The 22903-nt window shown below is 74.7% G+C and carries 22 protein-coding genes; 16 read left to right on the plus strand and 6 right to left on the minus strand.

Annotated elements, in window-relative coordinates; all coding sequences use genetic code 11:
- The first annotated feature begins 23 nt into the window (after window positions 1–23).
- Genes ADK86_RS38155 through ADK86_RS38165 form a run of 3 tightly spaced genes read left to right on the plus strand, consistent with a single transcriptional unit; the run spans window position 24 to window position 2553 of the window.
- On the plus strand, window positions 24–866 hold the full coding sequence (locus tag ADK86_RS38155; RefSeq protein WP_053700756.1) for an ABC transporter ATP-binding protein: 843 nt from the start codon (window positions 24–26) through the stop codon (window positions 864–866).
- Window positions 853–1791, plus strand: coding sequence for an ABC transporter permease (locus ADK86_RS38160; protein WP_053700757.1), 939 nt, complete (start codon window positions 853–855; stop codon window positions 1789–1791). Before ADK86_RS38155 ends, ADK86_RS38160 begins: the two co-directional genes overlap by 14 nt.
- 3 nt (window positions 1792–1794) lie before the next feature.
- Window positions 1795–2553, plus strand: coding sequence for a sirohydrochlorin chelatase (locus ADK86_RS38165; RefSeq protein ID WP_053700758.1), 759 nt, complete (start codon window positions 1795–1797; stop codon window positions 2551–2553).
- A 12-nt stretch (window positions 2554–2565) separates the two neighbouring features.
- Here ADK86_RS38165 and ADK86_RS38170 read toward each other — a convergent pair whose 3' ends face one another.
- The 3 genes from ADK86_RS38170 to ADK86_RS38180 form a co-directional block, all read right to left on the minus strand.
- Window positions 2566–3072: a metallophosphoesterase family protein gene (locus ADK86_RS38170; protein ID WP_053700759.1), complete on the minus strand. Its 507-nt coding sequence runs from the start codon at window positions 3070–3072 to the stop codon at window positions 2566–2568.
- A gap of 16 nt (window positions 3073–3088) precedes the next feature.
- The gene (locus ADK86_RS38175; protein ID WP_053700760.1) at window positions 3089–5122 is read right to left on the minus strand and encodes a CocE/NonD family hydrolase; all 2034 of its coding nucleotides are present in this window, start codon (window positions 5120–5122) and stop codon (window positions 3089–3091) included.
- 61 nt (window positions 5123–5183) lie between these two features.
- Window positions 5184–6482: an ATP-grasp domain-containing protein gene (locus ADK86_RS38180; RefSeq protein WP_053700761.1), complete on the minus strand. Its 1299-nt coding sequence runs from the start codon at window positions 6480–6482 to the stop codon at window positions 5184–5186.
- A gap of 211 nt (window positions 6483–6693) precedes the next feature.
- Here ADK86_RS38180 and ADK86_RS38185 point away from each other — a divergent pair, with 211 nt between their 5' ends.
- On the plus strand, window positions 6694–6888 hold the full coding sequence (locus ADK86_RS38185; protein WP_030375776.1) for a DUF2795 domain-containing protein: 195 nt from the start codon (window positions 6694–6696) through the stop codon (window positions 6886–6888).
- A 48-nt stretch (window positions 6889–6936) separates the two neighbouring features.
- On the opposite strand, the gene ADK86_RS38190 is transcribed toward ADK86_RS38185, so the two are convergent.
- The 3 genes from ADK86_RS38190 to ADK86_RS38200 all read right to left on the minus strand — a co-directional run bounded on the left by ADK86_RS38190 (window position 6937) and on the right by ADK86_RS38200 (window position 9354).
- On the minus strand, window positions 6937–8211 hold the full coding sequence (locus ADK86_RS38190; protein WP_053700762.1) for an MFS transporter: 1275 nt from the start codon (window positions 8209–8211) through the stop codon (window positions 6937–6939).
- 508 nt (window positions 8212–8719) lie between these two features.
- The gene (locus tag ADK86_RS38195) at window positions 8720–9088 is read right to left on the minus strand and encodes a hypothetical protein (RefSeq protein WP_053700781.1); all 369 of its coding nucleotides are present in this window, start codon (window positions 9086–9088) and stop codon (window positions 8720–8722) included.
- Window positions 9089–9096: 8 nt separating this feature from the next.
- The gene (locus tag ADK86_RS38200) at window positions 9097–9354 is read right to left on the minus strand and encodes a hypothetical protein (protein ID WP_053700782.1); all 258 of its coding nucleotides are present in this window, start codon (window positions 9352–9354) and stop codon (window positions 9097–9099) included.
- A gap of 263 nt (window positions 9355–9617) precedes the next feature.
- Between ADK86_RS38200 and ADK86_RS38205 the strand changes: the two genes are divergently transcribed.
- From ADK86_RS38205 to ADK86_RS38260, 12 genes are all read left to right on the plus strand, one after another.
- Window positions 9618–10694 (plus strand): glycosyltransferase family 9 protein, encoded by a 1077-nt coding sequence (locus tag ADK86_RS38205; RefSeq protein ID WP_234346311.1) that lies wholly within the window; start codon window positions 9618–9620, stop codon window positions 10692–10694.
- The gene (locus ADK86_RS38210; RefSeq protein ID WP_107088664.1) at window positions 10691–11647 is read left to right on the plus strand and encodes a polysaccharide pyruvyl transferase family protein; all 957 of its coding nucleotides are present in this window, start codon (window positions 10691–10693) and stop codon (window positions 11645–11647) included. Before ADK86_RS38205 ends, ADK86_RS38210 begins: the two co-directional genes overlap by 4 nt.
- 229 nt (window positions 11648–11876) lie before the next feature.
- The gene (locus tag ADK86_RS38215) at window positions 11877–12839 is read left to right on the plus strand and encodes a UDP-glucuronic acid decarboxylase family protein (RefSeq protein ID WP_199834548.1); all 963 of its coding nucleotides are present in this window, start codon (window positions 11877–11879) and stop codon (window positions 12837–12839) included.
- A 95-nt stretch (window positions 12840–12934) separates the two neighbouring features.
- Complete coding sequence (locus ADK86_RS38220) at window positions 12935–14731, plus strand: carbamoyltransferase (RefSeq protein ID WP_053700764.1); 1797 nt, start codon at window positions 12935–12937, stop codon at window positions 14729–14731.
- Complete coding sequence (locus tag ADK86_RS38225; RefSeq protein WP_053700765.1) at window positions 14728–15780, plus strand: glycosyltransferase family 2 protein; 1053 nt, start codon at window positions 14728–14730, stop codon at window positions 15778–15780. Before ADK86_RS38220 ends, ADK86_RS38225 begins: the two co-directional genes overlap by 4 nt.
- Window positions 15781–15783: 3 nt before the next feature.
- Window positions 15784–16485, plus strand: a complete 702-nt coding sequence (locus ADK86_RS38230; RefSeq protein WP_199834549.1) for a D-glycero-alpha-D-manno-heptose-1,7-bisphosphate 7-phosphatase — start codon at window positions 15784–15786, stop codon at window positions 16483–16485.
- The gene (locus ADK86_RS38235; protein ID WP_053700766.1) at window positions 16482–17579 is read left to right on the plus strand and encodes a glycosyltransferase family 9 protein; all 1098 of its coding nucleotides are present in this window, start codon (window positions 16482–16484) and stop codon (window positions 17577–17579) included. The genes ADK86_RS38230 and ADK86_RS38235 overlap by 4 nt, the downstream gene beginning before the upstream one ends.
- Window positions 17576–18541 (plus strand): glycosyltransferase, encoded by a 966-nt coding sequence (locus tag ADK86_RS38240; protein ID WP_053700767.1) that lies wholly within the window; start codon window positions 17576–17578, stop codon window positions 18539–18541. Before ADK86_RS38235 ends, ADK86_RS38240 begins: the two co-directional genes overlap by 4 nt.
- On the plus strand, window positions 18538–19779 hold the full coding sequence (locus ADK86_RS38245; protein WP_030600955.1) for a glycosyltransferase: 1242 nt from the start codon (window positions 18538–18540) through the stop codon (window positions 19777–19779). Before ADK86_RS38240 ends, ADK86_RS38245 begins: the two co-directional genes overlap by 4 nt.
- A 116-nt stretch (window positions 19780–19895) precedes the next feature.
- Window positions 19896–20549 (plus strand): D-sedoheptulose-7-phosphate isomerase, encoded by a 654-nt coding sequence (locus ADK86_RS38250; protein WP_053700768.1) that lies wholly within the window; start codon window positions 19896–19898, stop codon window positions 20547–20549.
- Window positions 20550–20586: 37 nt separating this feature from the next.
- A complete protein-coding gene (gene rfaE2, locus ADK86_RS38255; protein WP_053700769.1) occupies window positions 20587–21987 on the plus strand; it encodes a D-glycero-beta-D-manno-heptose 1-phosphate adenylyltransferase in 1401 nt (466 codons plus the stop codon).
- Window positions 21984–22898: a glycosyltransferase family 2 protein gene (locus ADK86_RS38260; protein WP_078952542.1), complete on the plus strand. Its 915-nt coding sequence runs from the start codon at window positions 21984–21986 to the stop codon at window positions 22896–22898. Before rfaE2 ends, ADK86_RS38260 begins: the two co-directional genes overlap by 4 nt.
- The last annotated feature ends 5 nt before the right edge of the window (window positions 22899–22903 follow it).

Raw genomic sequence — 22903 nt, forward strand, 5'->3', positions numbered from 1 at the left:
ACGCATCCCAGGAGGTGACACCGATGACGACCACCACGCTCGGCAAGCCCGGCACCAGGACGTCCGCCCCGGCGGACACGGGCGGCGCGGCCGCTTCGTACGCCGCTCGCATCGACCATGTCTCGAAGTCCTTCGGCCGCCCCGGCGCGCAGCAGCACGTGCTGGACGACATCAGCATCGATGTCGCGCCGGGCGAGTTCGTCTGTCTGCTGGGGGCGTCGGGCTGCGGCAAGTCGACGCTGCTCAACCTCGTCGCCGGGCTGGACGGCCCGTCCGCGGGGAGCATCGAGACGCCCGGCGGCCGCCCGGCCCTGATGTTCCAGGAGCACGCGCTGTTCCCGTGGCTCACCGCGGGCCGCAACATCGAACTGGCGCTGCGGCTGCGCGGGGTGCCGCGCGCGGAGCGGCGCGGCGAGGCGGAGCGGCTGCTCGAACTCGTACGGCTCAAGGGCGCGTACGGCAAGCGGGTGCACGAACTGTCCGGCGGCATGCGGCAGCGCGTGGCGATGGCCCGTGCCCTCGCCCAGGACAGCCGGCTGCTGCTGATGGACGAGCCGTTCGCTGCCCTCGACGCGATCACCCGCGACGTACTGCACGACGAACTGACCCGCATCTGGCAGGAGTCCAACGACGGCACCACCGGCAGCGGCGGCCTGTCCGTCCTGTTCGTCACCCACAACGTCCGGGAGGCGGTGCGGCTCGCCGAGCGGGTGGTGCTGCTGTCCTCCCGGCCCGGCCGGATCGCCCGCGAGTGGGGCGTGGACATCCCGCATCCGCGGCGCATCGAGGACGCGGCCGTCGCCGACCTTTCCGTAGAGATCACCGAACAGCTCCGTGGGGAGATCCGCCGCCATGGCCAGCACTGAGACCGGCACCACCGACACGGCCTCCGGGACGGCGGTGACCGGGGCCGCCGGGGCGCGGCCCGACGGCGCCGCCGACCTGGCCGGGCTGGAAGCCGGTCTGGACGCACTCGACACCACCGTCACCGACCGCCGGCCCTGGCTGCGCAGGCTCGGCGCCAAAGCCGTGCCCCCGGTCGTCGCCGTCGCCCTCGTCCTCCTCCTGTGGCAGCTCGCCTACCACTTCGAGCTCAAGGACCACTACCTGCTGCCCAGTCCCGTCGATGTCGCCCGGTCGCTCCAGGACAAGTGGCTCGAAGGCACCCTGCTCGACTACGTGTGGACCAGCGTGTCCCGCGGCGCGCTCGGCTTCCTGGCCTCGGTGGTGATCGGTACGCCGCTCGGCCTGATCGTCGCCCGGGTCAAGCCGGTACGGGCCGCGATCGGCCCCATCCTCAGCGGCCTCCAGTCGCTGCCCTCGGTGGCGTGGGTGCCCGCCGCCATCATCTGGTTCGGCCTGAGCGACGCCACCATCTACGCGGTGGTGCTGCTCGGCGCGGTCCCCTCCATCGCCAACGGCCTGGTCTCCGGCGTCGACCAGATATCGCCGCTCTACCTGCGCGCAGGCCGCACGATCGGCGCCCGCGGACTGACCGGCGTCCGGCACGTCCTGCTGCCCGCCGCGCTGCCCGGCTACCTCGCCGGCCTCAAGCAGGGCTGGGCGTTCTCCTGGCGCTCCCTGATGGCCGCCGAACTCATCGTCAACGCCGCCGACCTGGGCACCGGCCTCGGCCAGCTCCTGGAACAGGGCCGCGAGCTCCAGGACATGTCCTGGGTGCTCTCCGCCATCCTCCTCATCCTCATCGTCGGCATCGGCATCGAGCTGCTGATCTTCGCGCCGATCGAGCGGCGGGTGCTGCGCAGCCGCGGACTCCTGGTGAAGAGCTGACCCATGTACGTACCACCGGCCCTCCTCGTCATCGCGCACGGCAGCCGCGACCCGCGGCACGCGGCGACCGTCACCGCGCTGTGCGCGCGGGCCCGGGCGCTGCGCCCCGGCCTGCGCGTCGAGGTCGCCTTCCTCGACTTCAACGCGCCGGGCGTGCCCCGGGCGCTGGAGCGGCTGGCGGCGGACGGCGTACGGGAGGTGGTGGCCCTGCCGCTGCTGCTGACCCGTGCCTTCCACGCCAAGACGGACATCCCGGCCGTCCTGCGGGAGGCCGGTGCGCGGCTCCCCGGACTCGCCGTCCGCCAGGCCGACGTGCTCGGACCGTCGCCGCTGCTGACGGCCGCCCTGGAGCGGCGGCTGTACGAGGCCGGGCTGCGGCCCGGCGACCGGCGCTCGACCGGGGTCGTGCTGGCCTCGGCGGGCTCCTCCGACCCGGAGGCGATCGCAGTGATCGCTGAAATCGCGCGGGAGTGGCGGCGCACCACCGGTTGGTGCGCCGTGCGGCCTGCGTTCGCCTCCGCCTCCCTGCCCCGCACCGCGGACGCCGTACGGGCGCTGCGCGCCGACGGCGCCGCACGCGTCGCCGTGGCCCCGTACGTCATCGCCCCCGGCTTCCTCCCGGACCGCATCGCCCGCGGCGCCGAGGAGGCCGGGGCCGAGGTCCTCGCGGAAGTCCTCGGCCCGGCGCCGGAGGTGGCGCGGCTGCTGGTGCGGCGATACGAGAAAGCGGCGGGGCGGGCGGTGCGGGCGCTGGCGGCCTGACCGGGCGTACGGTCAGCGGCGCGGCGGCAGCCGGTGCAGCTCCACGTCGGTGAGGCAGCCCGATGCCGCCCCCACCGTCATATACGTACAGTACGGCTGCCGCCTGCGATCGGTCGGTGAGCCGGGGTTGAGCAGGCGCAGGCGGCCGTCCTCCGTGGTGGTGTCCCACGGGATGTGGCTGTGGCCGAAGACCAGGACGTCCAGGTCCGGGTACCGCTCGGCGCAGCGGCGTTCGCGTCCCTGTTTCTGGCCGGTCTCGTGGACCACGCCCCAGCGCAGGCCGCCGAGTTCGGCGTATGCGACCTCGGGCAGGCGGGCGCGCAGTTCCGGGCCGTCGTTGTTGCCGTACACGCCGATGAGCCGGCGGGAGCGGTCCTCCAGGAGGTCCAGCGTGGCGGTGTCCACCCAGTCCCCGGCGTGTACGACCACATCGGCACGGGCCACCTCGTCCAGCAGCTGCGGCGGCAGGGCCTTGGCGCGTTTGGGCAGGTGGGTGTCGGACATCAGCAGCAGGCGCACGGGCCGACCGTACCTTTCACAGACAGTCGCGCGGGATCGTCTCGTTCCAGGTGCGGGAGAAGACGCGGCGGTCGTTCTCGTAGCCGTCCAAAGTGGCGTCCACGATGAACTGCTTCTCGTCGCACCGTACTTCCTGGTGGGTGACCACCCGAACGTCCCAGTCGCCGCGCCGGAAGCGCATGGTCCACAGGGTTTCGCCGGTGGCGGAGGTGAAGTCGTCGGCGACGGTCGCGTACCGCTCGTACGCGCGCCGGCCGACCTCCATGCCGGTGTCGTCCAGGCGGGCCAGGCCGCGGTCCTTGACGATCTCCAGCTCGGAGTTGTAGCCGATCAGGTCGCGCTTGACCTCCCAGCGCTCCTCCGGCGCGGTCAGCTGGCTGACGGTCAGCGGCCGGGTGCCCTCCGGCTCGCCGAAGGGGCGCGGCGGCAGCCGGTCGGGTTCGGTGGTGGGGCGTACCGGCAGCGTCAGGGTGCTGGTCCCCTCGTGCACGGTGAGCGTGGCGGGCCGGGGCGGCGGCCAGGCCAGCGGCCAGTACGAGGTGGACAGCGACAGGCGGATGCGGTGGCCGGGCGGGAACGCCTGGGCGACGCCGTTGAGCTGGACGGTGGCGCGGTAGCGGCGGCCGGGCTCCAGGGGCTCCGGTTCGCCGATCGTCTCGTGGTGGGCGAGGTTGAGCACGCCGTAGGTGACGCGGGTGGCCCGGCCGTCGGGGGCCACGTCGGAGAGCCGGGCGGCGACCATGGCGACCGGTTCGCTGACCGAGAGGTCCAGTTCGACGGTGGGCGAGCCGAGGATCTCGACCCGTTCGGTGAGCCGGTCGCTGTCGAAGACCAGCGAGCCGCCGTCCTCCTCGCGCTGGTCGTACGGCAGGTCGGGCGGCGCGTTGTAGGAGGCCCACTTGCCGGCGAACTGGCCGACGGACAGCGGCGACTGCACGGTCAGCACCCCGCAGCCCCGGTCGCCGCACTCCTCGCCGTCGGCGCCGATCCGGTGCCGGAACAGCGGGCGGCAGGCCGTGCGGATGTGCGGGGAGGGCCAGTCCGGCTCGCCGACCCAGCGGCCCGGCCGGATCTCGTAGGAGGTGGAGGGCGGCACACTGTCCTGCATCCAGGCGCTGAGCATCGGCCCGTCCATGACGTTGTTGTCGGCGCCCTTGAGCCAGTGGTCGAACCAGCGCACGACCTCCTGGAGATAGCCGATCGCGGGGCCCGGTTCGCCCAGGTGGGGGAACTTGTGCGACCAGGGTCCGATCAGGCCCTTGCGGGGTACGTCGAGGTTGCCCAGCAGCCGGGTGACGGCGTTGGAGTAGCCGTCGGCCCAGCCGCTGGAGGCGAGCACCGGGCAGCGTACGGAGCTGTAGTCCTCGCAGACCGAGGCGTGCCGCCAGTAGGCGTCGCGGCGCTGGTGGGCGAGCCACGCCAGGGCCCACGGCCGGGTGTTCTCCAGCCGCTCGTGCCACATCTGCCGCCAGCGGCCGCCCACCACGGCCGGGTCGGGCGGGCAGGTGCCGTAGGCGAACATGGTGCCCGCCTCGGCCAGGTTGTCGGAGAGCAGCTGGCCGCCCATGTAGTGCATGTCGTCGGCGTACCGGTCGTCGGTGAACGACGCGATGACGATGGCGCGCAGGCTCGGGGGCTGCCGGGCGGCGACCTGGAGGGCGGCGAAGGCGCCCCAGGACAGGCCCATCATGCCGGTGGTGCCGTCGCACCAGGGCTGTGCGGCCAGCCAGGCGAGCACGTCCTCGGCGTCGGCCTGCTCCTGCTCCAGGTACTCGTCCCGGAGCACGCCCTCCGACTCGCCGGTGCCGCGCAGGTCGACGCGGACGCAGGCGTAGCCGTGGCCGGCGATGTAGGGGTGGTGGACGGAGTCGCGTACGGCGGTCAGGTCCCCCTTGCGGTACGGGATGTACTCCAGCACCGCCGGCACCGGCTCCTCGTCCGAGGCCGTGGGGCGCCAGATGCGCGCCGACAGGCGGGTGCCGTCGGAGACGGGGATGGTGACGTGGTCCTCCTCCGCCGTGGCGCAGGGCAGATTGCTCACGTAACGCATGCGGCGACCTTCTCCTCACTGTCGTGCCCGCCGGCGCCGCCCCGCGGACCGGCCGCCCGGTTCAGCCGTCCCGGCCGCCGGGCCGGGTCCGCTCGCAGGCCAGGTCCAGAGCCGCCACGCAGTGGTCGTACTTCTCGCGCAGCTCCTCTTCACTGTCACCCCCGGTGAAGACATGGGCCAGTTCGAAGCTGTAGCTGTCCTGCTCCGCCATGTCGGCCAGGTGCTGGCCCGGCTCGGGGATCACATGGATCCGCGTGCCCGGTATCCGGCTCTCGATGCCCGCGATCTCCTCGTGGGTGGGCACCTTGCGCGCGACGCCGTCGGCGAACCACCGGTAGTACCACTTGGCGGCGGTCCGGTAGCGGCCCGCGCGGTGCGGCATGGCCGGGTCCTCGCCGAGGGCGAGGCGCAGCATGGCGTGGTGGTTGGGCGCGCCGTCGACGTACTGGAACAGTTCGGCGTGCGACTGGGAGTGCCGGGGGTTGACCTCCAGCACGTTGATCGCGTCGGTGTGCGGGTCGTAGAAGTACTCGACGCTGAAGGTCGCCTCCTGCATGCCGATCTGCCGCATGACGCGGGCGGTGGCGTCGCGCAGCCGGTGCAGGACGGGCTCGGGGAGCGTCGAGGGGTACTGGTGGCGCAGGAAGGACGAGCAGCCGGGGTAGTCGATGGAGTCCAGTACGCCGTAGACCGTGACCTCGCCGTCGTGGACGTAGCCCTCGACCGCGACCTGGATGCCGGACAGCGCCTCCTCCGCGAGGCAGACCTGACCGCCGACGCCCGTCATCTCGGGCGGCAGGTCGAGGCGGCCGAGGATGTCCTCGAAAGGGCGGCCGACGCGGCCGATGCCTTCGCGGATCCTGTCGACCGCCGCGCGGAACTCCGCCTCGTCGTGCACGCCGAAGGCCAGTTCCGAGGAGTACGCGAGGGCGGGCTTGAGCCACATGGGGAAGCGGACGCCCTCGGGCGGGCGCGGGTCGGGCGTGCCGAGGTCGACGCGGCCGAAGCGCGGGTGGGTGTCGACGGCCTTCTCCTGCTCCAGGCGGCTCCAGTACTTGTGCTCGCACTTGACGACCGACTCCAGGCTGGTGCTGCGGGTGCCGTAGCGCTCGCTCAGGATCGGCACGAAGGTGCTGACGGGGAAGTCCCAGTAGCCGACGATCGCGTCGATGGTGCCGTCGAAGGAGTCCAGGATGCCCTCGGCTTTTCCCAGGAGATCGGGTACGGAGATTTCGCCCCCCTGGAGCTCACCGTGGGTGAGCAGCGGATGGAAGCGGTACCGCTCCGCGTCGGGCACGTCGTGCAGGGCGGGGAGATTGGCCTCCTCCAGGCCCAATACGAAGATGTTCTTCCCGCTCACCGGACCTCCTCGGGCTCACGCGCTGCGGGAGGACGCGGGTACCCCTGGGGATGCCGCCCATTCGCGGGGCGGCGCGGCCACGGGCCGGGGCCCGGGGCATCGGCCCCGGGCGGGACTTTCGTCCGATTAATCCCGTAATGGTCGGGTACTGGAGGGGCGGCCACCGGCAGGCCGCCGGACGGCACCCCACTCCCCCAACCGGAGGACCCCCATGAGCGACACCAACCCGATCGAGCTGCAGAAGGCCCTCAAGGGCGCCCACTACCCGGCGAGCAAGGACGACCTGGTCTCGTGCGCCGAGGGCAACCACGCGGACAGCGGCATGCGGGACAAGATCTCCAGCATCCCCAGCAAGAGCTACGAGAACCCGGCCGAGGTGGAGAAAGCCGTGTTCAAGAACCGGTAGCGGCGCCGAGGCCGGCGGGACGGGCGTCCCGCCGGCCCCGCCCGTGCGTCAGGCCACGGACCGGTACTCCGCCGCCACGGCGGGCGCGGGGGCGGACGCGGGCACCAGCCAGGAGATCCGCTCGCGGGAGCGCAGCAGCGCACCCGCGCCGATCGCCACCGCGATGATCAGACCGCCCGCCACCAGGGCGCCGCGGGCACCGGCCACCTCCATCAGCAGGCCCAGCAGCGGCGGGGCCACCAGACCCCACACCGTGCTGGCGCTGCGCCACACACCCAGCACCCGGCCGCGCATGTTCGGCGGCGGGTCCGTCTGGAGCACCGTCGTACCGGCGGTGTCGGAAACCGACTCCACCACCGACATCGGCAGCACCAGCACGAGCAGGACGATCAGCGACGGGGACAGCCCGGCGAAGACCTGGAGCAGCGCACCGGCGGCGGCCAGCGCGCCGACCAGCTTGACCGACGGGTTGCGCAGCCGGGCGGCGAGGATCGCGCCGACGATGCCGCCCGCCGCCAGTACGGACGAGACGGTGCCGAACGCGCCGGCGCCCGCCGCGAGCGGCCCGGTGACCAGGACGGCCAGGGTCAGCTGGTAGTTACGGCCGAAGATCGCGCTGAGCCCTGTGATGGCGGCCAGCGCCACCAGCCGCGGCCGGCGCATGAAGAACGCCAGGCCATCCCGGGCCCGGTCACCGATCTCCGGCTCCGTCGCCCCCGCGGACGCGACGGCCTCCTCCGTACCCTCCCGGCTCTTCGCAGGCGCCCGCAGCGCCTCGCTCACCGGCTTCAGGAACGGGATGACGGCCGCGACGAACAGGAAGGACACACCGTTGGCCGCATAGGCGGCGCCGGTACCCAGGAAGCCGACGGCGACACCGGCCAGCGCCGTACCGCCGAGCCGCCCCACGCTGTGCACCAGCGAGCCGACGGCGATCGCGGAGGGCACGTCCTCCCGGCGTACGAGATCGTTGCCGAGCAGGGCGGTGGCCGGGCCGTCCACCGTGGCGACCAGGCCGGTGACGGCGGCCAGCGCCATCAGCAGCCCGTAGTTCAGCTGGCCGGTGGCGACCAGGACCGCGGTGGTGAAGGCGACCAGCCCCAGCACGGCCTGACTCAGCCCGGCCGTGAGCTTGCGGGGCCACCGGTCGACGGCGGCACCACCGAACAGCCCCATGATCAGCCCGGGACCCGCCTGTACGGACAGCGACAGACCGGTGGCCGCCGCGGAACCCGTGAGCTGGAGCACCAGCAGGTTCTGCACGGTCAGCTGCATCCAGGTGCCGGCGTTGGACACCAGATTGGCCACCGACCACCAGCGCATGCTGCGGTAGCGCAGGGACCGCCACGGCGCGTGATCGGCACCGCCGGCCGGCTTGCGGCCCAGCAGATACCGGAAGCCGCCGAGACGTCGGCGTACATTTTTCTCGGTTTCGACTGTTTCAGGGGTTTCCGGGGCGGGAATCGTCTCGTGGGACTCCGCTTGCGCCGGGACACGGGCAGCGGATCGAACAGGAAAAGACACAGCGGCGAGAACTTCGTGAAGAGCCCAGCAGGCTCGGAGAGCGGCTCGACGGGCACGGAGCACGACTGCGTGCACACCGCGGGCGCCGATTCGGTCGACATGCCGGCCTCACTCCGGTCCGCGGATCAGCGAACCCTTCCAGGCACAGCAATCCCACATGTTCACAGACGCTTCGGGGGCGGGGGAAGAGCGAGCCTCTGGCCGAGGCGTGCGGAATACCCCGGATCCCTTGGGGGACAAGGGGCCCGGGGGTGGGGTGGGGTTGCTCACAGAAGGGCGGGAGTGCCAGGACTCGCCGTCCCTCGGTTCAGGGTGTCAGGTCCAGGACGCGGACCGGTCGGCCCTCCCACTGCTTGGGCAGCGTCGTGGCGATGACCGCACCGCTCGGCCGGTCGGGTGTCGGCTGTGCGGCGTACTGGGCATGCGCCGCCGCCCAGGTTTCCTCGTGCGCCACCGCCAAGGCGGCCGGAAGGTCCAGGTCAAGGACGGTGATGCCGGGCAGAGCGGCGAGGTGTTCGGCCGTTCCGGGGCGGGCCCGGTCCGCTTCGACCAGTGCGCACGCCGGGGCATAGAGGAACCAGTCCGCCTCGGCGTGCGCCCGGTGGATCAGCCGGGAAACGATGATGTTGCCCCGGCCGGCAGCGGCCATGGCTGTGTCATCAAGGACGACGTGCATCGGTTCGCTCACCGGCCGACCGCCCGGGCCAGGCGTCGGTCGAGTTCCTCATCCAGGCTCTGCTCCTCGTCCGGGCTCGGGTCGTAACCCGTCCACTGGTGCAGTGCCGCCCGGGCCTTCTCGGCCTGCTCGGCCCGCTCCTGCGGGGTCAGCAGAGTGTCGGCGAGACGGGCCAGGTAGGCCCGTAGCGACAACCCTTCACCGGCAGCTATCGCAGCCAGTCGCTCCTTGGCTTCCTCCGGCATCCGAACGTTGGCATCGGCCATCATCATGCTCCTCTCCATGGTCCAGCTTATGGGTACGGGTACGTACCCGTAAAGCCGCTCCCGATGCCCCGCGCATGCGTACACATCGGACCGGCGGACACCCGAGACCGGCGGACACCCCGGCGGCCAGCGGTCGCGAGGCTCCGCAGGTGACCACACATTGGTGTCAGCGACCCGCGCCGTGAAGGGCGGCCCGTGCCGTCTCGTACCGCCTTTCGCCGACGGCCCCGCATCAGGACCCCGCATGCCAAGGAGGCACCCGCATGACCCCGCCCCGCCCAAGCCCCCACCCCCGCGCCGACCGGCCGCGCATTCTTGTTCTTCGGGCGCTTGGGCTCGGGGATCTGTTGACGGCGGTGCCCGCGTTGCGGGCGTTGCGTACTGCCTATCCGCAGCATGAGCTGGTGCTGGCGGCGCCCGGCCGGCTGGCGGAGGCCGCGGTGGCGACGGGAGTGGTCGACCGGGTGCTGCCCGCGTCGGCGCCCGGTCGTGGCGTGCCGCGGCGGGTCGACTGGGCCGGGCCGCCCCCGGCTGTCGCCGTGGATCTGCACGGGAACGGGCCTGCCAGCCATCTTCCGCTGCTGGCCCTGCGCCCGGTCCGGCTGTTCGCGTATGCGCATCCGGCGATGCCCCGCGTCCTGGGGCCGGTCTGGCGTGCGGACGAGCATGAGCGCAGCCGCTGGTGCCGGCTGCTGACCTGGTACGGGATTCCGGCGGACCCGGATGATCTGCGGATCGACGCGCCGCCCGGCCCGTCGCCCGCGCCGGGCGCGGTGGTGGTGCACCCCGGTGCGGACGCCGCGGCGCGCCGCTGGCCGCCGGAGCGTTTCGCCGCGGTGGCGCACGCGCTGCACCGTGCGGGGCACCGTGTGGTGCTGACCGCCGGGGCCGGTGAGGGACCGCTCGCGCGGCAGGTCGCCGTTCAGGCCGGGCTGCCGCCGTCGGCGGTTCTCGGCGGTTCGGCGGATCTGCCGTTCGGGGAACTGGCGGCGCTGGTCGCGCGGGCCCGTGCGGTGATCGTCGGCGACACCGGGCTCGCGCATCTGGCCAGTGCGCTCGGTACGCCGTCCGTGGTGCTCTTCGGGCCCGTAGCGCCCCGGCTGTGGGGCCCGCCCCGGCTGCCCCGGCACCGGGCCCTGTGGCATCCGGGCCACCTGGACCGGGCCCGTCCCGGCGACGCACACGGCGGGCAGCCGGACGGGCGGCTGCTGCGGATCACCGCGGCGGAGGTGCTGACGGCGGTGGCGCGGCTGCCGGAGCCGGTACGGCGGCCCGAAGACGTACGGCTGGAGGCTCGGCCGGCCGCCGCGCCCGGGTCGGTGCCGGTACCGGTTTCGTGACGGCGCCGCCCCGGGGGCAGGGCCCCGCACCGGACCACCGCATCCTGCTGACCGGCTGGTTCAGCTTTCTGCACGGCGAGGTGACGGCCGGGGACATGCTCGCTGCCGAGGCCGTGCAGTGCGCGCTGCACGGGGCCGGGATCGCGTACGACACGGCGTGGTCGCCGGTGTTCCGGCCGGACGCGCTGCACCTGGAGGACGCCGATCCCGCGGCCTTCACGGACGTGGTGTTCGCCTGCGGCCCGGTGCACTCGTGGCCGACGCCGGACGGCGGGCCGAGTCCGCTGCTCGCGTTGCACGACCGGTTCGCCGGGTGCCGCCGGGTGGCGGTCGGCGTGTCCGTACCCGATCCGGACGATCCGGCGGTGACCCGGTTCGACGAGGTGCTGGCCCGTGACCTGGCCGGGCGGCGGACCGGGGCGCAGGATCTGAGCCTGCGCGCCCCGGCGCCCGGTGACGTGCCGCTCGTCGGTGTGGTGCTGACCGGCGGGCAGCACGAGTACGGCGCCCGGCGGCGGCACGAGGAGGTCACGGAGCGGCTGACGGACTGGCTGGGGACCGTGGACGCGGCGCGCGTGCCGTTGGACACCCGGCTGGATTCACGCGACTGGCGGCTGCCCGCGACGCCGGACCAGTTGCACGCGGTGCTGGCCCGGCTGGACGTGGTGGTGACCACCCGGCTGCACGGCATGGTCCTGGCATTGCGCGCGGGCACTCCGGCGCTGGCCGTCGATCCCGTCGAGGGCGGCGCGAAGGTCAGCGCGCAGGCGGCGGCGCTGGGCTGGCCGGCCGTACTGCGCTGCGAGCAGGCCGGGAAGGGGGAGCTGGACCGGCTGTTCGCCTGGTGTCTGTCGCCGCAGGGGCGGGCGCAGACGGGGCCGCACACGCTGTCGCCGGACGGGGACGGGCTGCTCGGCGGGCTGCTGCGGTGGCTGGCTCGGTCGGACGGGTGACTGTGCGGCGGTTGCCGGTCCGGTGGACCGGGGCCCACCGCGCCACGGCGTACGGGAATTGACTGGCCACGCACGGCCATCGGGCGGCATCGGACGGGATGAGCCGCCCCGCGGCGATTTTTCAGCTTAAGCGATGCGAAGGGCGCGCGCAGTGTCGCCCAGCGTGACGTTTTCTCCGGGGCTGGAGAGGCACCCGATGCCCGGTAGCCCCCTAGTCGAGGGAGATCCCATGAACGCCGCCCTGTCCCGGAACTGGAAACACGCCGTGGTGACCGGCGGCGCGGGTTTCGTCGGTTCGCATCTGTGTACCGCGCTGCTGGCCCAGGGGGCCTCCGTGACCTGCATCGACGACTTGAGCACGGGGGCGCGCGAGAACATAGCCCACCTCAAGGGCCGGCCCGGGTTCGCGTTCGTGGAGGCGGATGTCACCGAGCCGTTCCGGATCGGGCGCGAGGTGGATCTCGTCCTGCACTTCGCCTCCCCGGCCTCCCCGGCCGACTATCTGCGGCTGCCCCTGCACACGCTGGACACCGGCAGTCTGGGCACCCGCAACGCGCTCGCGGTGGCCCGCGCGCACGGGGCGCGTTTCGTCCTCGCCTCGACGTCCGAGGTGTACGGGGACCCGCAGCAGCATCCGCAGAGCGAGTCGTACTGGGGCAACGTCAACCCGATCGGCCCGAGGAGCGTGTACGACGAGGCGAAACGTTTCGGCGAGGCGATGACCACCGCCGAGGCGAACACCCACGGCACCGACACCGGCATCGTGCGGCTGTTCAACACCTACGGGCCGCGGATGCGGGGCCACGACGGCCGCGCGGTGCCGACGTTCATCCGGCAGGCCCTGGCGGGCGAACCGCTCACGGTCACCGGTGACGGGCGGCAGACCCGCTCCCTGTGCCACGTGGACGACACCGTACGGGGCGTCCTCGCGGTGGCCGCCTCCGATCTGCGCGGCCCGGTCAACCTCGGCAACCCGGTCGAGATCACCATGCTCGGCCTGGCCCGGCTGATCACCGAACTCACCGGCTCCCGCTCCCAGATCCGGTTCATCGAACGGCCCACGGACGACCCCGCGGTCCGCTGCCCCGACATCACCCTGGCCCGCGGCAAGCTCCAGTGGGAGCCCGAAGTGGCGGCCCGGGACGGTCTGGCACGCACCGTCGACTGGTTCCGCAAGCGGCCGGGGGCCTGACACCGGCCCCGGTTCCGGCCGGAGCCCCGGCGCACGGGCCGTCCCGACCGGGCGGCCGGCCGCCGCCCATCCCGACGAAAGGCCAGCGAACTTCCATGCGCATTCTCGGCGTCAACGCGCTCTTCCACGACCCCGCCGCCGCCCTCGTCGTCGACGGGCAGACCGTCGCCGCCGCCGAGGAGGAACGCTTCTCGCGGCGCAAACACGGCAAGCGGCCGGTGCCCTTCTCCGCCTGGGAGACGCCCGACCAGGCCGCCGCCTGGTGCCTGGCCACGGCCGGGCTGCGCCCCGAGGAGCTGGACGCGGTGGCGTACTCCTTCGACCCCCGCCTCGCCCGGCCAGCCGAGCAGATGGGGCTGGACGACCCCTGGGACCACCTCCGCCTGACGTACGCGCGCGAGGCCCCCGGCTTCCTCAAGAACGCGCTGCCGGGGCTCGACCCGCAGCGGGTGCGCTACGTCCCGCACCACATGGCGCACGCCGCGTCCGCCGCGTTCGCCGCGCCGGACGCCGACAGCTGCTCGGTGCTCGTCCTCGACGGGCGCGGCGAGGCCACCTCGCACCTGGCGGCACAGCGCGTACAGGGCAAGCTGGAGCCGCTGTACGGGCAGGAGCTGCCGCACTCGCTCGGCCTGGTCTACGAGGAGCTGACCGCGCACCTCGGATTCCTGCGCTCCTCGGACGAGTTCAAGGTGATGGCGCTGGCCTCGTACGGCACCCCGCGGATGCTGCCCGAGCTGCGCCGCCACGTGTACCCGACGGGCGACGGCGGGTTCCACGCCGCGCACGTGCCGTGGAGCGACCTGTGCGTACCGCGCAGCCCGGAGGAGCCGTGGAGCCAGGCGCACGCCGATCTCGCGGCCAGCGCCCAGCTGGTCCTGGAGGAGACGCTGCTCGACCTGGCCCGCTGGCTGCACGGCCGTACGCACGACAGCGTGCTGACGCTGGCCGGCGGGGTGGCGCTGAACTGTGTGGCCAACGCGCGGATCGCGCGCGAGGGCCCGTTCGACCGGGTGTGGGTGCAGCCCGCGGCCGGTGACGCGGGCACCGCGCTCGGCGGCGCGCTGCTGCTGAGCGCCGACGGCGGCGAGGAGCCCGCGCCGATGCCCGGCGCCGACCTGGGCCGCGGCTGGTCCGACGCGGAGCTGGAGGCGTGGCTGCGGACCGCCGCCGTGCCGTTCGAGCGGCCCCTGGACATCGCCGCGACCGTCGCGGAGGCGCTGGCCGAGAACGCCATCGTGGCGTGGTTCCAGGGCCGTTCGGAGTACGGGCCGCGGGCGCTCGGCCACCGTTCCCTGATGGCGCACCCGGGCCACTCCGCGAACCTGGAGCGGCTCAACGACGTCAAGGGGCGCGAGCAGTTCCGGCCGGTGGCGCCGATGGTGCTGGCCGACCGGGCGGGCCGGATCTTCGACGGGCAGCTGCCCAGCCCGTACATGCTCTTCGTGCACGACGTGGCGAAGGAGTGGCGGGAGCGCATCCCGGCCGTGGTGCATGTGGACGGCACCGCCCGCATCCAGACCGTGGACCCGGCCGACGAGCCGCTGGTGGCGCGGATGCTGGCCGAGTTCGAGCAGCGTACGGGGCTGCCCGTGGTCGTCAACACCAGCCTGAACACCGCGGGGCGGCCGATGGTCGACGACCCGCGGGACGCGCTGGAGTGCTTCGGCTCCACGCCGGTGGACCTGCTGGCGATCGGTCCGTTCGCGGTGCGGCGGGAGGAGTTCTTCGCCGCCGGGAACCGCTCGGCGCGGCGCCCGGCCGAGGTGCTGTCGTTCCCGTCCGGCCATGAGGAGACGCTGGCGCCCGCCTCGTACGACCGGCTGGCGGAGACCGCGTCCCTGCCGGTCACCGGGCCGGTCGCGGGCAGCGGTGAGGAGGCGGTCCGATGACCTCGCCGTCCACCGACTACGTGGTGGTGATCCCGACGCTCGGGCGCCCCAGCCTGACGGCGTGCCTGGAGGCGCTGGCCGCGGCCGAGGGGCCGCCGCCGCTCCAGGTCGTGCTGGTGGACGACCGGGCGCTGGACGACTGCACCCCGCTGCCCGCCGGGATCCCGGAGGCGCTGCGCGACCGGACGAAGGTCGTCCCGGGCTGCGCGCGCGGCCCGGCGGCGGCGCGTAACGCGGGCTGGCGGGCCGCGGACGCCACGCCGTGGGTGGTCTTCCTGGACGACGACGTGGTGCCGGGCCCCACCTGGGGTACGGACCTGGCCGCCGACCTCGCCGCCGCGTCGCCGCGTACGGCCGGGATCACCGCGCGGATCGCCGTGCCGGTGCCCGTCGACCGCCGCTCGACGGACTGGGAGCGCAACACCGCGGGGCTGGCCACCGCCAAGTGGATCACCGCGGACATGGCGTACCGGCGGGACGCGCTGGAGTCCGTGGACGGCTTCGACGAGCGGTTCCGGCGCGCCTTCCGGGAGGACGCCGATCTGGCGCTGCGGGTGCTGGCGGCCGGCTGGGCGCTGGCGTCCGGCACCCGCCGCACCACGCACCCGGTGCGCCCGGCCGACCGCTGGGTCTCCGTACGGCTCCAGGCGGGCAACGCCGATGACGTGCTGATGACGCGTCGGCACGGCCGGGACTGGTGGCACCACGCGGACGCGCCGCGCGGCCGGTTGCCGTGGCATCTGGCGGTGACGGCCGCGGCGGGCGCCTCGCTGCTCTGTGCGGCGGCCGGGCGACGGCGGACGGCGGCGGTGCTGGCCGGGCTGTGGCTGGGCGGTACGGCGGAGTTCGCGTGGGCGCGGATCGCGCCGGGGCCGCGGACCCGGGACGAGGTGGTGACGATGGCGGTGACCAGCGCGCTGATCCCGCCGTCGGCCGCCGGGCACTGGCTGCGCGGTCTGGTGCGGCACCGCCGGGTGGCGCCGCTGAGCGTGCGCCCGGCGCCCGTGATGCCGGAGGCTCTGCCGGAGCCGGTGCCGGAGCGGGTGTAGCCGGTGAACAGGTATCAGGATGCTGCGCCGGGCGCCCGTGGGGCGACGGCGGTCGTGGACCCGGCGGCGGAGCGCGAGGAGGCCGGGCGCCTGTGGCTGTACGGGCCGGGGCGGCAGACCCCCGAGCGGGTGCCGGTCCCCACCCGGGTGCCGTCCGGCGACGCGGGCCCGCTGGAGGCGGTGCTCTTCGACCGGGACGGGACGCTGGTGACCGATGTGCCGTACAACGGCGACCCGTCGCTGGTGGAGCCGATGCCCGGCGCACTGGAGGCCGTGGCCGCCTTGCGGGCCCGCGGCCTGATGGTGGGCGTGGTGAGCAACCAGTCCGGCGTCGCGCGCGGGCTGCTGACGGGTGCTCAGGTCGGGTCCGTACGGCAGGAAGTCGACGCGCGGTTCGGGCCGTTCGACGTGTGGGCGGTGTGCCCGCACGGGCCCGGGGACCGCTGCGGCTGCCGCAAACCCGCGCCCGGCCTGGTCCTCGCCGCCTGCGCGCACCTCGGCGTCTGCCCCGCGCGTACCGCCGTGGTCGGCGACATCGGCGCGGACGTGGGCGCGGCGCGGGCCGCCGGGGCGCGCGGGGTGCTCGTCCCGACGCCGATGACGCGGGCCGAGGAGGTCGTCGCGGCACGCGAGTACGCGCGCGATCTGCCGGGCGCCGTACGGCTGTTGCTGGGCGGCCCTGGCCCCGGAGAGGGCGCGGCATGACCTCGGCCCCGCGGACGCTCGTGGTCCGGCTGGACAGCGCGGGTGATGTGCTGCTGGCCGGTCCGGCGGTACGTGCCGTGGCGGCGGGCTCGTCGTACACCGCGCTGCTGTGCGGCCCGCTGGGCGAGCGCGCGGCGCGGCTGCTGCCCGGCGTGGACGAGGTGATCGTGCACGACGCGCCGTGGGTCGGCCTGCGGCCCGCGCCGGTGGACCGGCAGGTCACGAGGGAGCTGGTGGACACCCTGGCGGCGGGCCGGTTCGACCGGGCGCTGGTGCTCGTCTCGTACCACCAGAGCCCGCTTCCTGCCGCGCTGCTGCTCAAACTCGCCGGGGTCGGCTGGGTCGCGGCGGACAGCGTGGACTACCCCGGCGCGCTGCTGGACCTGCGGCACCACCGCAAGCCGCACCGGCACGAGGCCGAAGCGGCGCTGGACCTCGCGCGGGACGCCGGGTTCGCCCTGCCGCCCGGCGACGACGGCGCCCTCGGCGTCCTGCCGCCCCCCGACACCTCTCCCCTGACCGGCTCCGACCCGTACGTGGTGCTGCACCCGGGCGCGGCGGTACCGGCCCGCGCCTGGAGTGCCGCGCGGGCGGCGCGGGCGGCGGGCGCGCTGAGCGCGGCGGGGCACCGCGTCGTCGTCACCGGCGGGCCCGGCGAACGGGAGCTGACCGCCGCCGTCGCAGGGCGCCACGCGCTGGACCTCGGCGGGCGCACCGACGTGCACCAGCTCGCCGGGGTACTGGCGGGCGCGCGGGCCGTGGTCGTCGGCAACACCGGCCCCGCGCACCTGGCCGCCGCCGTGCGCACGCCGGTCGTCTGCCTGTTCGCGCCGGTGGTGCCCGCGCGGCTGTGGGCGCCGTACGGCGTGCCGCACGTCCTGCTGGGCGACCAGGACGCGCCGTGCGCGGGCAGCCGCGCCCGGCGCTGCCCGGTGCCGGGACACCCCTGTCTCGACACGGTCAGCGACACCGCGCTGCTCGCCGCCGTGTCCCGGCTGACCGGCCCCGGACGGCCGTCGGTGCCGTCCGCGCCCGGCCGTACGGACCGTTCCGTAGCGGCTCCCGACGACACCGAACGAGGTGCGACTGTATGAACATCCTGCTCTGGCATGTCCACGGATCGTGGACAACCGCGTTCGTCCAGGGGCCGCACACCTATCTGGTGCCGGTCACCCCGGACCGGGGACCCGACGGGCTGGGCCGCGCCCGTACCTTCCCGTGGCCCGAATCGGTGGTGGAGAAGACCCCGGCGGAGCTGCGGCACGCCCCGGTCGACCTGGTCGTGCTGCAACGGCCGCACGAGGCGGAGCTGGCGGAACGCTGGCTGGGCGGGCGCCGCCCCGGCCGGGACGTGCCCGCCGTCTACCTGGAGCACAACGCGCCGGACGGCGACGTGCCGCACACCCGCCACCCGTACGCCGACCGGGACGACCTGGTGCTGGTGCACGTCACCCACTTCAACCGGCTGTTCTGGGACAACGGCGGCACCCGTACGGAAGTGATCGAGCACGGCATCGTCGACCCCGGCCACCAGTACACCGGCGCCGTCGAGCGCGCCGCCGTCGTGGTCAACGAGCCGGTCCGGCGCGGCCGTACGGTCGGCACCGACCTGCTGCCCGAACTGTCGGCCGCCGCCCCGCTGGACGTCTTCGGCATGCGCACCGACGGGCTCGCCGAGCACCTCGGGCTGCCACCGGACCGCTGCCGCACGGCCGACCTCCCACAGGCCGAACTGCACGCCGCCATGGCGCAGCGGCGGCTCTACCTGCACCCGGTGCGCTGGACCTCCCTCGGCCTGTCGCTGCTGGAGGCCATGCACCTGGGCATGCCGGTGGTGGCCCTGGCCACCACCGAAGCCGCCGAAGCGGTACGGCCCGGCACCGGCACGCTCTCCAACCGGCCCGAAGTCCTGGCCCGCGCCGCCCGGACGTACCTGGAGGACCCCGACGCGGCGGCCGAGGACGGCGCGCGGGCCCGCCAGGCCGCCCTGGAGCGCTACGGGCTCAAGCGCTTCCTGCACGACTGGGAGCGTCTGATCACGGAGGTGCAGAGATGACCACCCCTCTGGGCGCCACCCGGCGCCTGTCCGTCGCGCTCGTGTCCGAGCACGCCAGTCCGCTGGCGGTGCTCGGCGGCGTCGACGCGGGCGGGCAGAACGTCCATGTCGCGCGCCTGGCCGGCGCGCTGGCCGACCGGGGACACCGGGTGACGGTGTACACCCGGCGGGACGCCGCCGACCTGCCGGACGAGACGGTGCTGCGGCCCGGCGTCCGGGTCCGGCACGTCCCCGCCGGGCCGCCCCGGCACGTGCCCAAGGACTCCCTGCTGCCGTACATGACGGCGTTCGGCGACTTCCTGGCCGCCGAATGGCGGGTACGGGCGCCGGACCTGGTCCACTCGCACTTCTGGATGTCCGGCCTGGCCGCGCTCCGGGCGACCCGCGAACTGGGGCTGCCGCTGGCCCACACGTACCACGCGCTGGGCACCGTCAAGCGGCGCCACCAGGGCGACGCCGACACCAGCCCGCGCACCCGCGTCACCAGCGAGGCCGAGGTGGGCGAGGGCTGTGCCCGGGTGATCGCCACCTGCCGGGACGAGGTCACCGAGCTGGGCCGGATGGGCATCGGCGACGGCAAGGTCAGTGTGGTGCCGTGCGGGGTGGACACCGCGCGCTTCACACCGGACGGACCGGTCGCCGACCACAGTGCGCACCACCCGCTGCTGCTCCAGCTCGGCCGGCTCGTCCCGCGCAAGGGCGCCGAGGTGTCCGTCGCCGCGCTGGCCCGGCTGCCCGAGGCTCGGCTCGTCATCGCCGGCGGGCCGCCCGCCGACCTGCTCGACGCGGACCCGGAGGTACGGCGGCTGCGCGAACTGGCCCGCGCCGCCGGGGTGGCCGACCGGGTGAGCTTCATCGGCGGCGTGCCCTGCGAGGACGTACCGCCGCTGCTGCGCGCCGCCGACGTGGTGCTGTGCCCGGCGGACTACGAGCCGTTCGGCATCGTGCCGCTGGAGGCGATGGCCTGCGGCACGCCGGTGGTGGCCACCGCCGTCGGCGGGCAGCTGGACACCGTGGCCGACCCGGACTGCGGGCGGCTGGTGCCGCCGCGCGATCCGGCCGCGCTGGCCCACGCGGTCGGCGAACTGCTCATGGACGGCGAACTGCGGGCCGCCTGCGGTGCCGCGGGCCGCCGCCGCGTACTGGCCCGGTACGGCTGGGACCAGGTCGCGGCCGGCACCGAAGTCGTCTACCGCGGCGTGCTGAGCCCGCGGCCCGCCGTCACCGAGGTGGCCTGACCGCCGCCCCGCGGCCCCGCCCCGGCCGACCGTCCTACGCCCTGTCCCCGCCGCAGACGTGTGAAGGAGGTGCGGGCCCCCGGCGCCACCGGCGCCCTCCCGGGAGCCCGACGACCATGAGCCATCCTCTCGACGCCGCCCACCGCCACTGCCAGTCGCTCCAGGAGGCGGTGCACCAGCTGCGCCGCCGCCACCTGCGCCGGATAGCCGAGTGGGGGAACCACCTCGGCGCCGTGCTGCCGGTGGGCGGCCGGCTGCTCGCCGCGGGCAACGGCGGCAGCGCCGCCCAGGCCCAGCACCTGACGGCCGAACTCGTCGGCCGCTACCAGCACGACCGCCCCGCCTACTCGGCGATCTCGCTGCACGCCGAGACCTCCAGCGTCACCGCCATCGGCAACGACTACGGTTTCGAGCAGGTCTACGCCCGGCAGGTGGCCGCCCATGGCCGCCCCGGCGACGTACTCCTGCTGCTGTCCACCTCCGGCCGCAGCGGCAACCTGCTGGCTGCCGCCGAGACCGCCCGGGACGCCGAACTGCGCGTGTGGGCACTGACCGGGCCCCGGCCCAATCCCCTGGCGGACGCCGCCGACGAGGCGGTGTGCGTGGATTCCCCCAGCAGCGCGACGGTGCAGGAAGCGCACCTGATCGCGGTGCACATTCTGTGCGAGCACTTCGACGCGGTCAGCGCCGCGCCGGCCTCTCCTTCCGCGCCGGCCGCCGCGGACGTTCCGCTGGAGGCCGCGGTGGTGGAGCGGGATGGTGCGCTGTGAACGCCGCCCAGCCTGATCCCGATTCCCGGAGGCGGCCATGAGCACCCGTCAGCCCCTCGCCGTCGTGGGGGACGTACTACTGGACCGGGACATCGACGGGGAGTCCTCGCGGCTGGCTCCGGACGCGCCCGCCCCGGTGGTGGACGTCGCCGACGACCGCAGCCGGCCGGGCGGTGCGGGACTCGCCGCCGCGCTCGCCGCGCGCTCGGGACGCGAGGTGGTCCTGATCGCCGCGCTGGGCCAGGACCCGGCGAGCGAGGCGGTACGGCGCGCGCTGCGCGACGTCGTACGCCTGGCGGAGATCCCCCTGGACGGGCAACTGCCGCAGAAGACACGGGTGATGGCCTCCGGACGCCCCCTGGTGCGGTTCGACTGCGGCGGCGGGCGGCCGGGAGAGCCCGGGCCCGAGGTGCGCGAGGCGCTCGCCGGAGCGCGTGCCGTCCTCGTCGCCGACTACGGGCGGGGTACCGCGGCGGCAGTACGTGACCTGCTCGCCGACGTGGCACACCGGGTGCCGCTGCTGTGGGACCCGCACCCGAAGGGCGATCCGCCCGTGCCGGGCGCGCGGCTGGTCACGCCCAACGCGTCCGAGGCGCGCGCGCTGACCTCCGGCGAGGACCGGTCGCTGCACGCCTGTGCCGTACGGGGCGCCCAACTGGCCGCCGAATGGCAGGCCGCGGCCGTCGCGGTGACGCTCGGCGCGCGCGGCGCGCTGCTGGCCAGGGCGGGCAGCGACTCGCCGATGCTGGTACCCGCGCCGTACCGGGCCGACGGCGACCCGTGCGGGGCGGGCGACTGCTTCGCCGCCACGGCGGCCGCCGCGCTGGCCGACGGCGCGCTGCCCGAGGAAGCCGTACAGCGGGCAGTCGCCGAGGCCGCCGCCTTCGTCGCGGCGGGCGGCGCGGGCAACCGTGCGCTGTGGCGCACCGCGCCGGTGGAACGGCCGGCGGCGGCGCGGCCCGCCGACCCGTTCGAACTGGCCCGGTCCGTACGGGCCAGAGGAGGCACGGTGGTCGCCACCGGCGGCTGCTTCGACCTGCTGCACGCCGGGCACGTCGGCCTGCTGGAGAGTGCCCGGCGGATCGGTGACTGCCTCATCGTCTGCGTCAACTCCGACGCGTCCGTCACCCGCCTCAAGGGCCCGGGACGGCCGCTGACCCGGGCGGCGGACCGCACCCGCGTGCTGGCCGGGCTGGGCAGCGTCGACGCCGTCGCGGTGTTCGAGGAGGACTCGCCCGTCGAACTGCTGCGGCGGCTGCGGCCCGACGTATGGGTCAAGGGCGGCGACTACTCGGTGGACGCGCTGCCGGAGGCGGCCACGCTGCGGGAGTGGGGCGGCCAGGCGCTCGTCCTGCCGTACCTGGACGGCAGGTCCACGACCGCGCTGGCCCGGCGCGCGGCCCGCGCCGCCGCGCCGGGGCCCGAGGTCCGCTCGTGACCGCGCGGACGGCCGGACCGCCCGGCACGGTGGCCGCGCCGGACGCCCCGCGGGTGGGCATCGTCATGATCACCCGGGACCGGCGCGAGCGCCTGCTCGGGACGCTGGAACGGATCACCCGGCTGCCCGAGGAGCCGCCGGTGGTGGTCGTGGACAACGGCTCGTCGGACGGCACCGCGGCCGCCGTGCACGAGCGCTTCCCCGCCGTACGGGTCCTGACGCCCGGCCACAACCTCGGCGCGGTCGGCCGTACGTACGGGGCCGCCGCGCTCGACACGCCGCTCGTGGCGTTCAGCGACGACGACTCCTGGTGGGAGCCGGGCGCCCTGGCGCGGGCCGCCGAGGTGTTCGCGGCGCACCCACGGCTGGGGCTGGCCGCCGCCGCGACCCTGGTCGGCCCGGACGCCGGCCCCGACCCGCTCAACGACGTGCTCGCCGCCTCCCCGCTGGGCCACGAACCCGACCTGCCGGGCCCGTCCGTGCTCGGCTTCCTGGGCTGCGCCGCCGTCGCCCGCCGCGACGCGTTCCTGGAGGTCGGCGGCTACCACCCCGTACTCCACTTCGGCGCCGAGGAATCGCTGCTGGCCCTGGACCTGGAGGCGGCCGGCTGGGGCGTCGCCTACTGCCCCGCGCTCATCGCCCGCCACCAGCCCGACGGCGCGGGCGGCGCACCGCGTCCAGGCCGCGCCGCCCAAGTACGCCGCAACGTCCTGCTCACCGCGTGGCTACGCCGCCCACTGCGACACGCCGTCGCACACACCGCACGACTGGCGCTGGAAGGCCGCACGGACCCGACGGCCCGGCTGGCACTGACTGGAGCCGTACGACGCCTGCCGGCCGCCCTCGCGCGCCGCCGGGCACTGCCCGCGCTGGTGGAGGCCCGCGTGCGGGTGTTGGAAGGGGCGGGGTGAGGGGG

This window comes from Streptomyces sp. NRRL F-5755, assembly GCF_001279365.1.
Classification (GTDB): Bacteria; Actinomycetota; Actinomycetes; order Streptomycetales; family Streptomycetaceae; genus Streptomyces; species Streptomyces rimosus.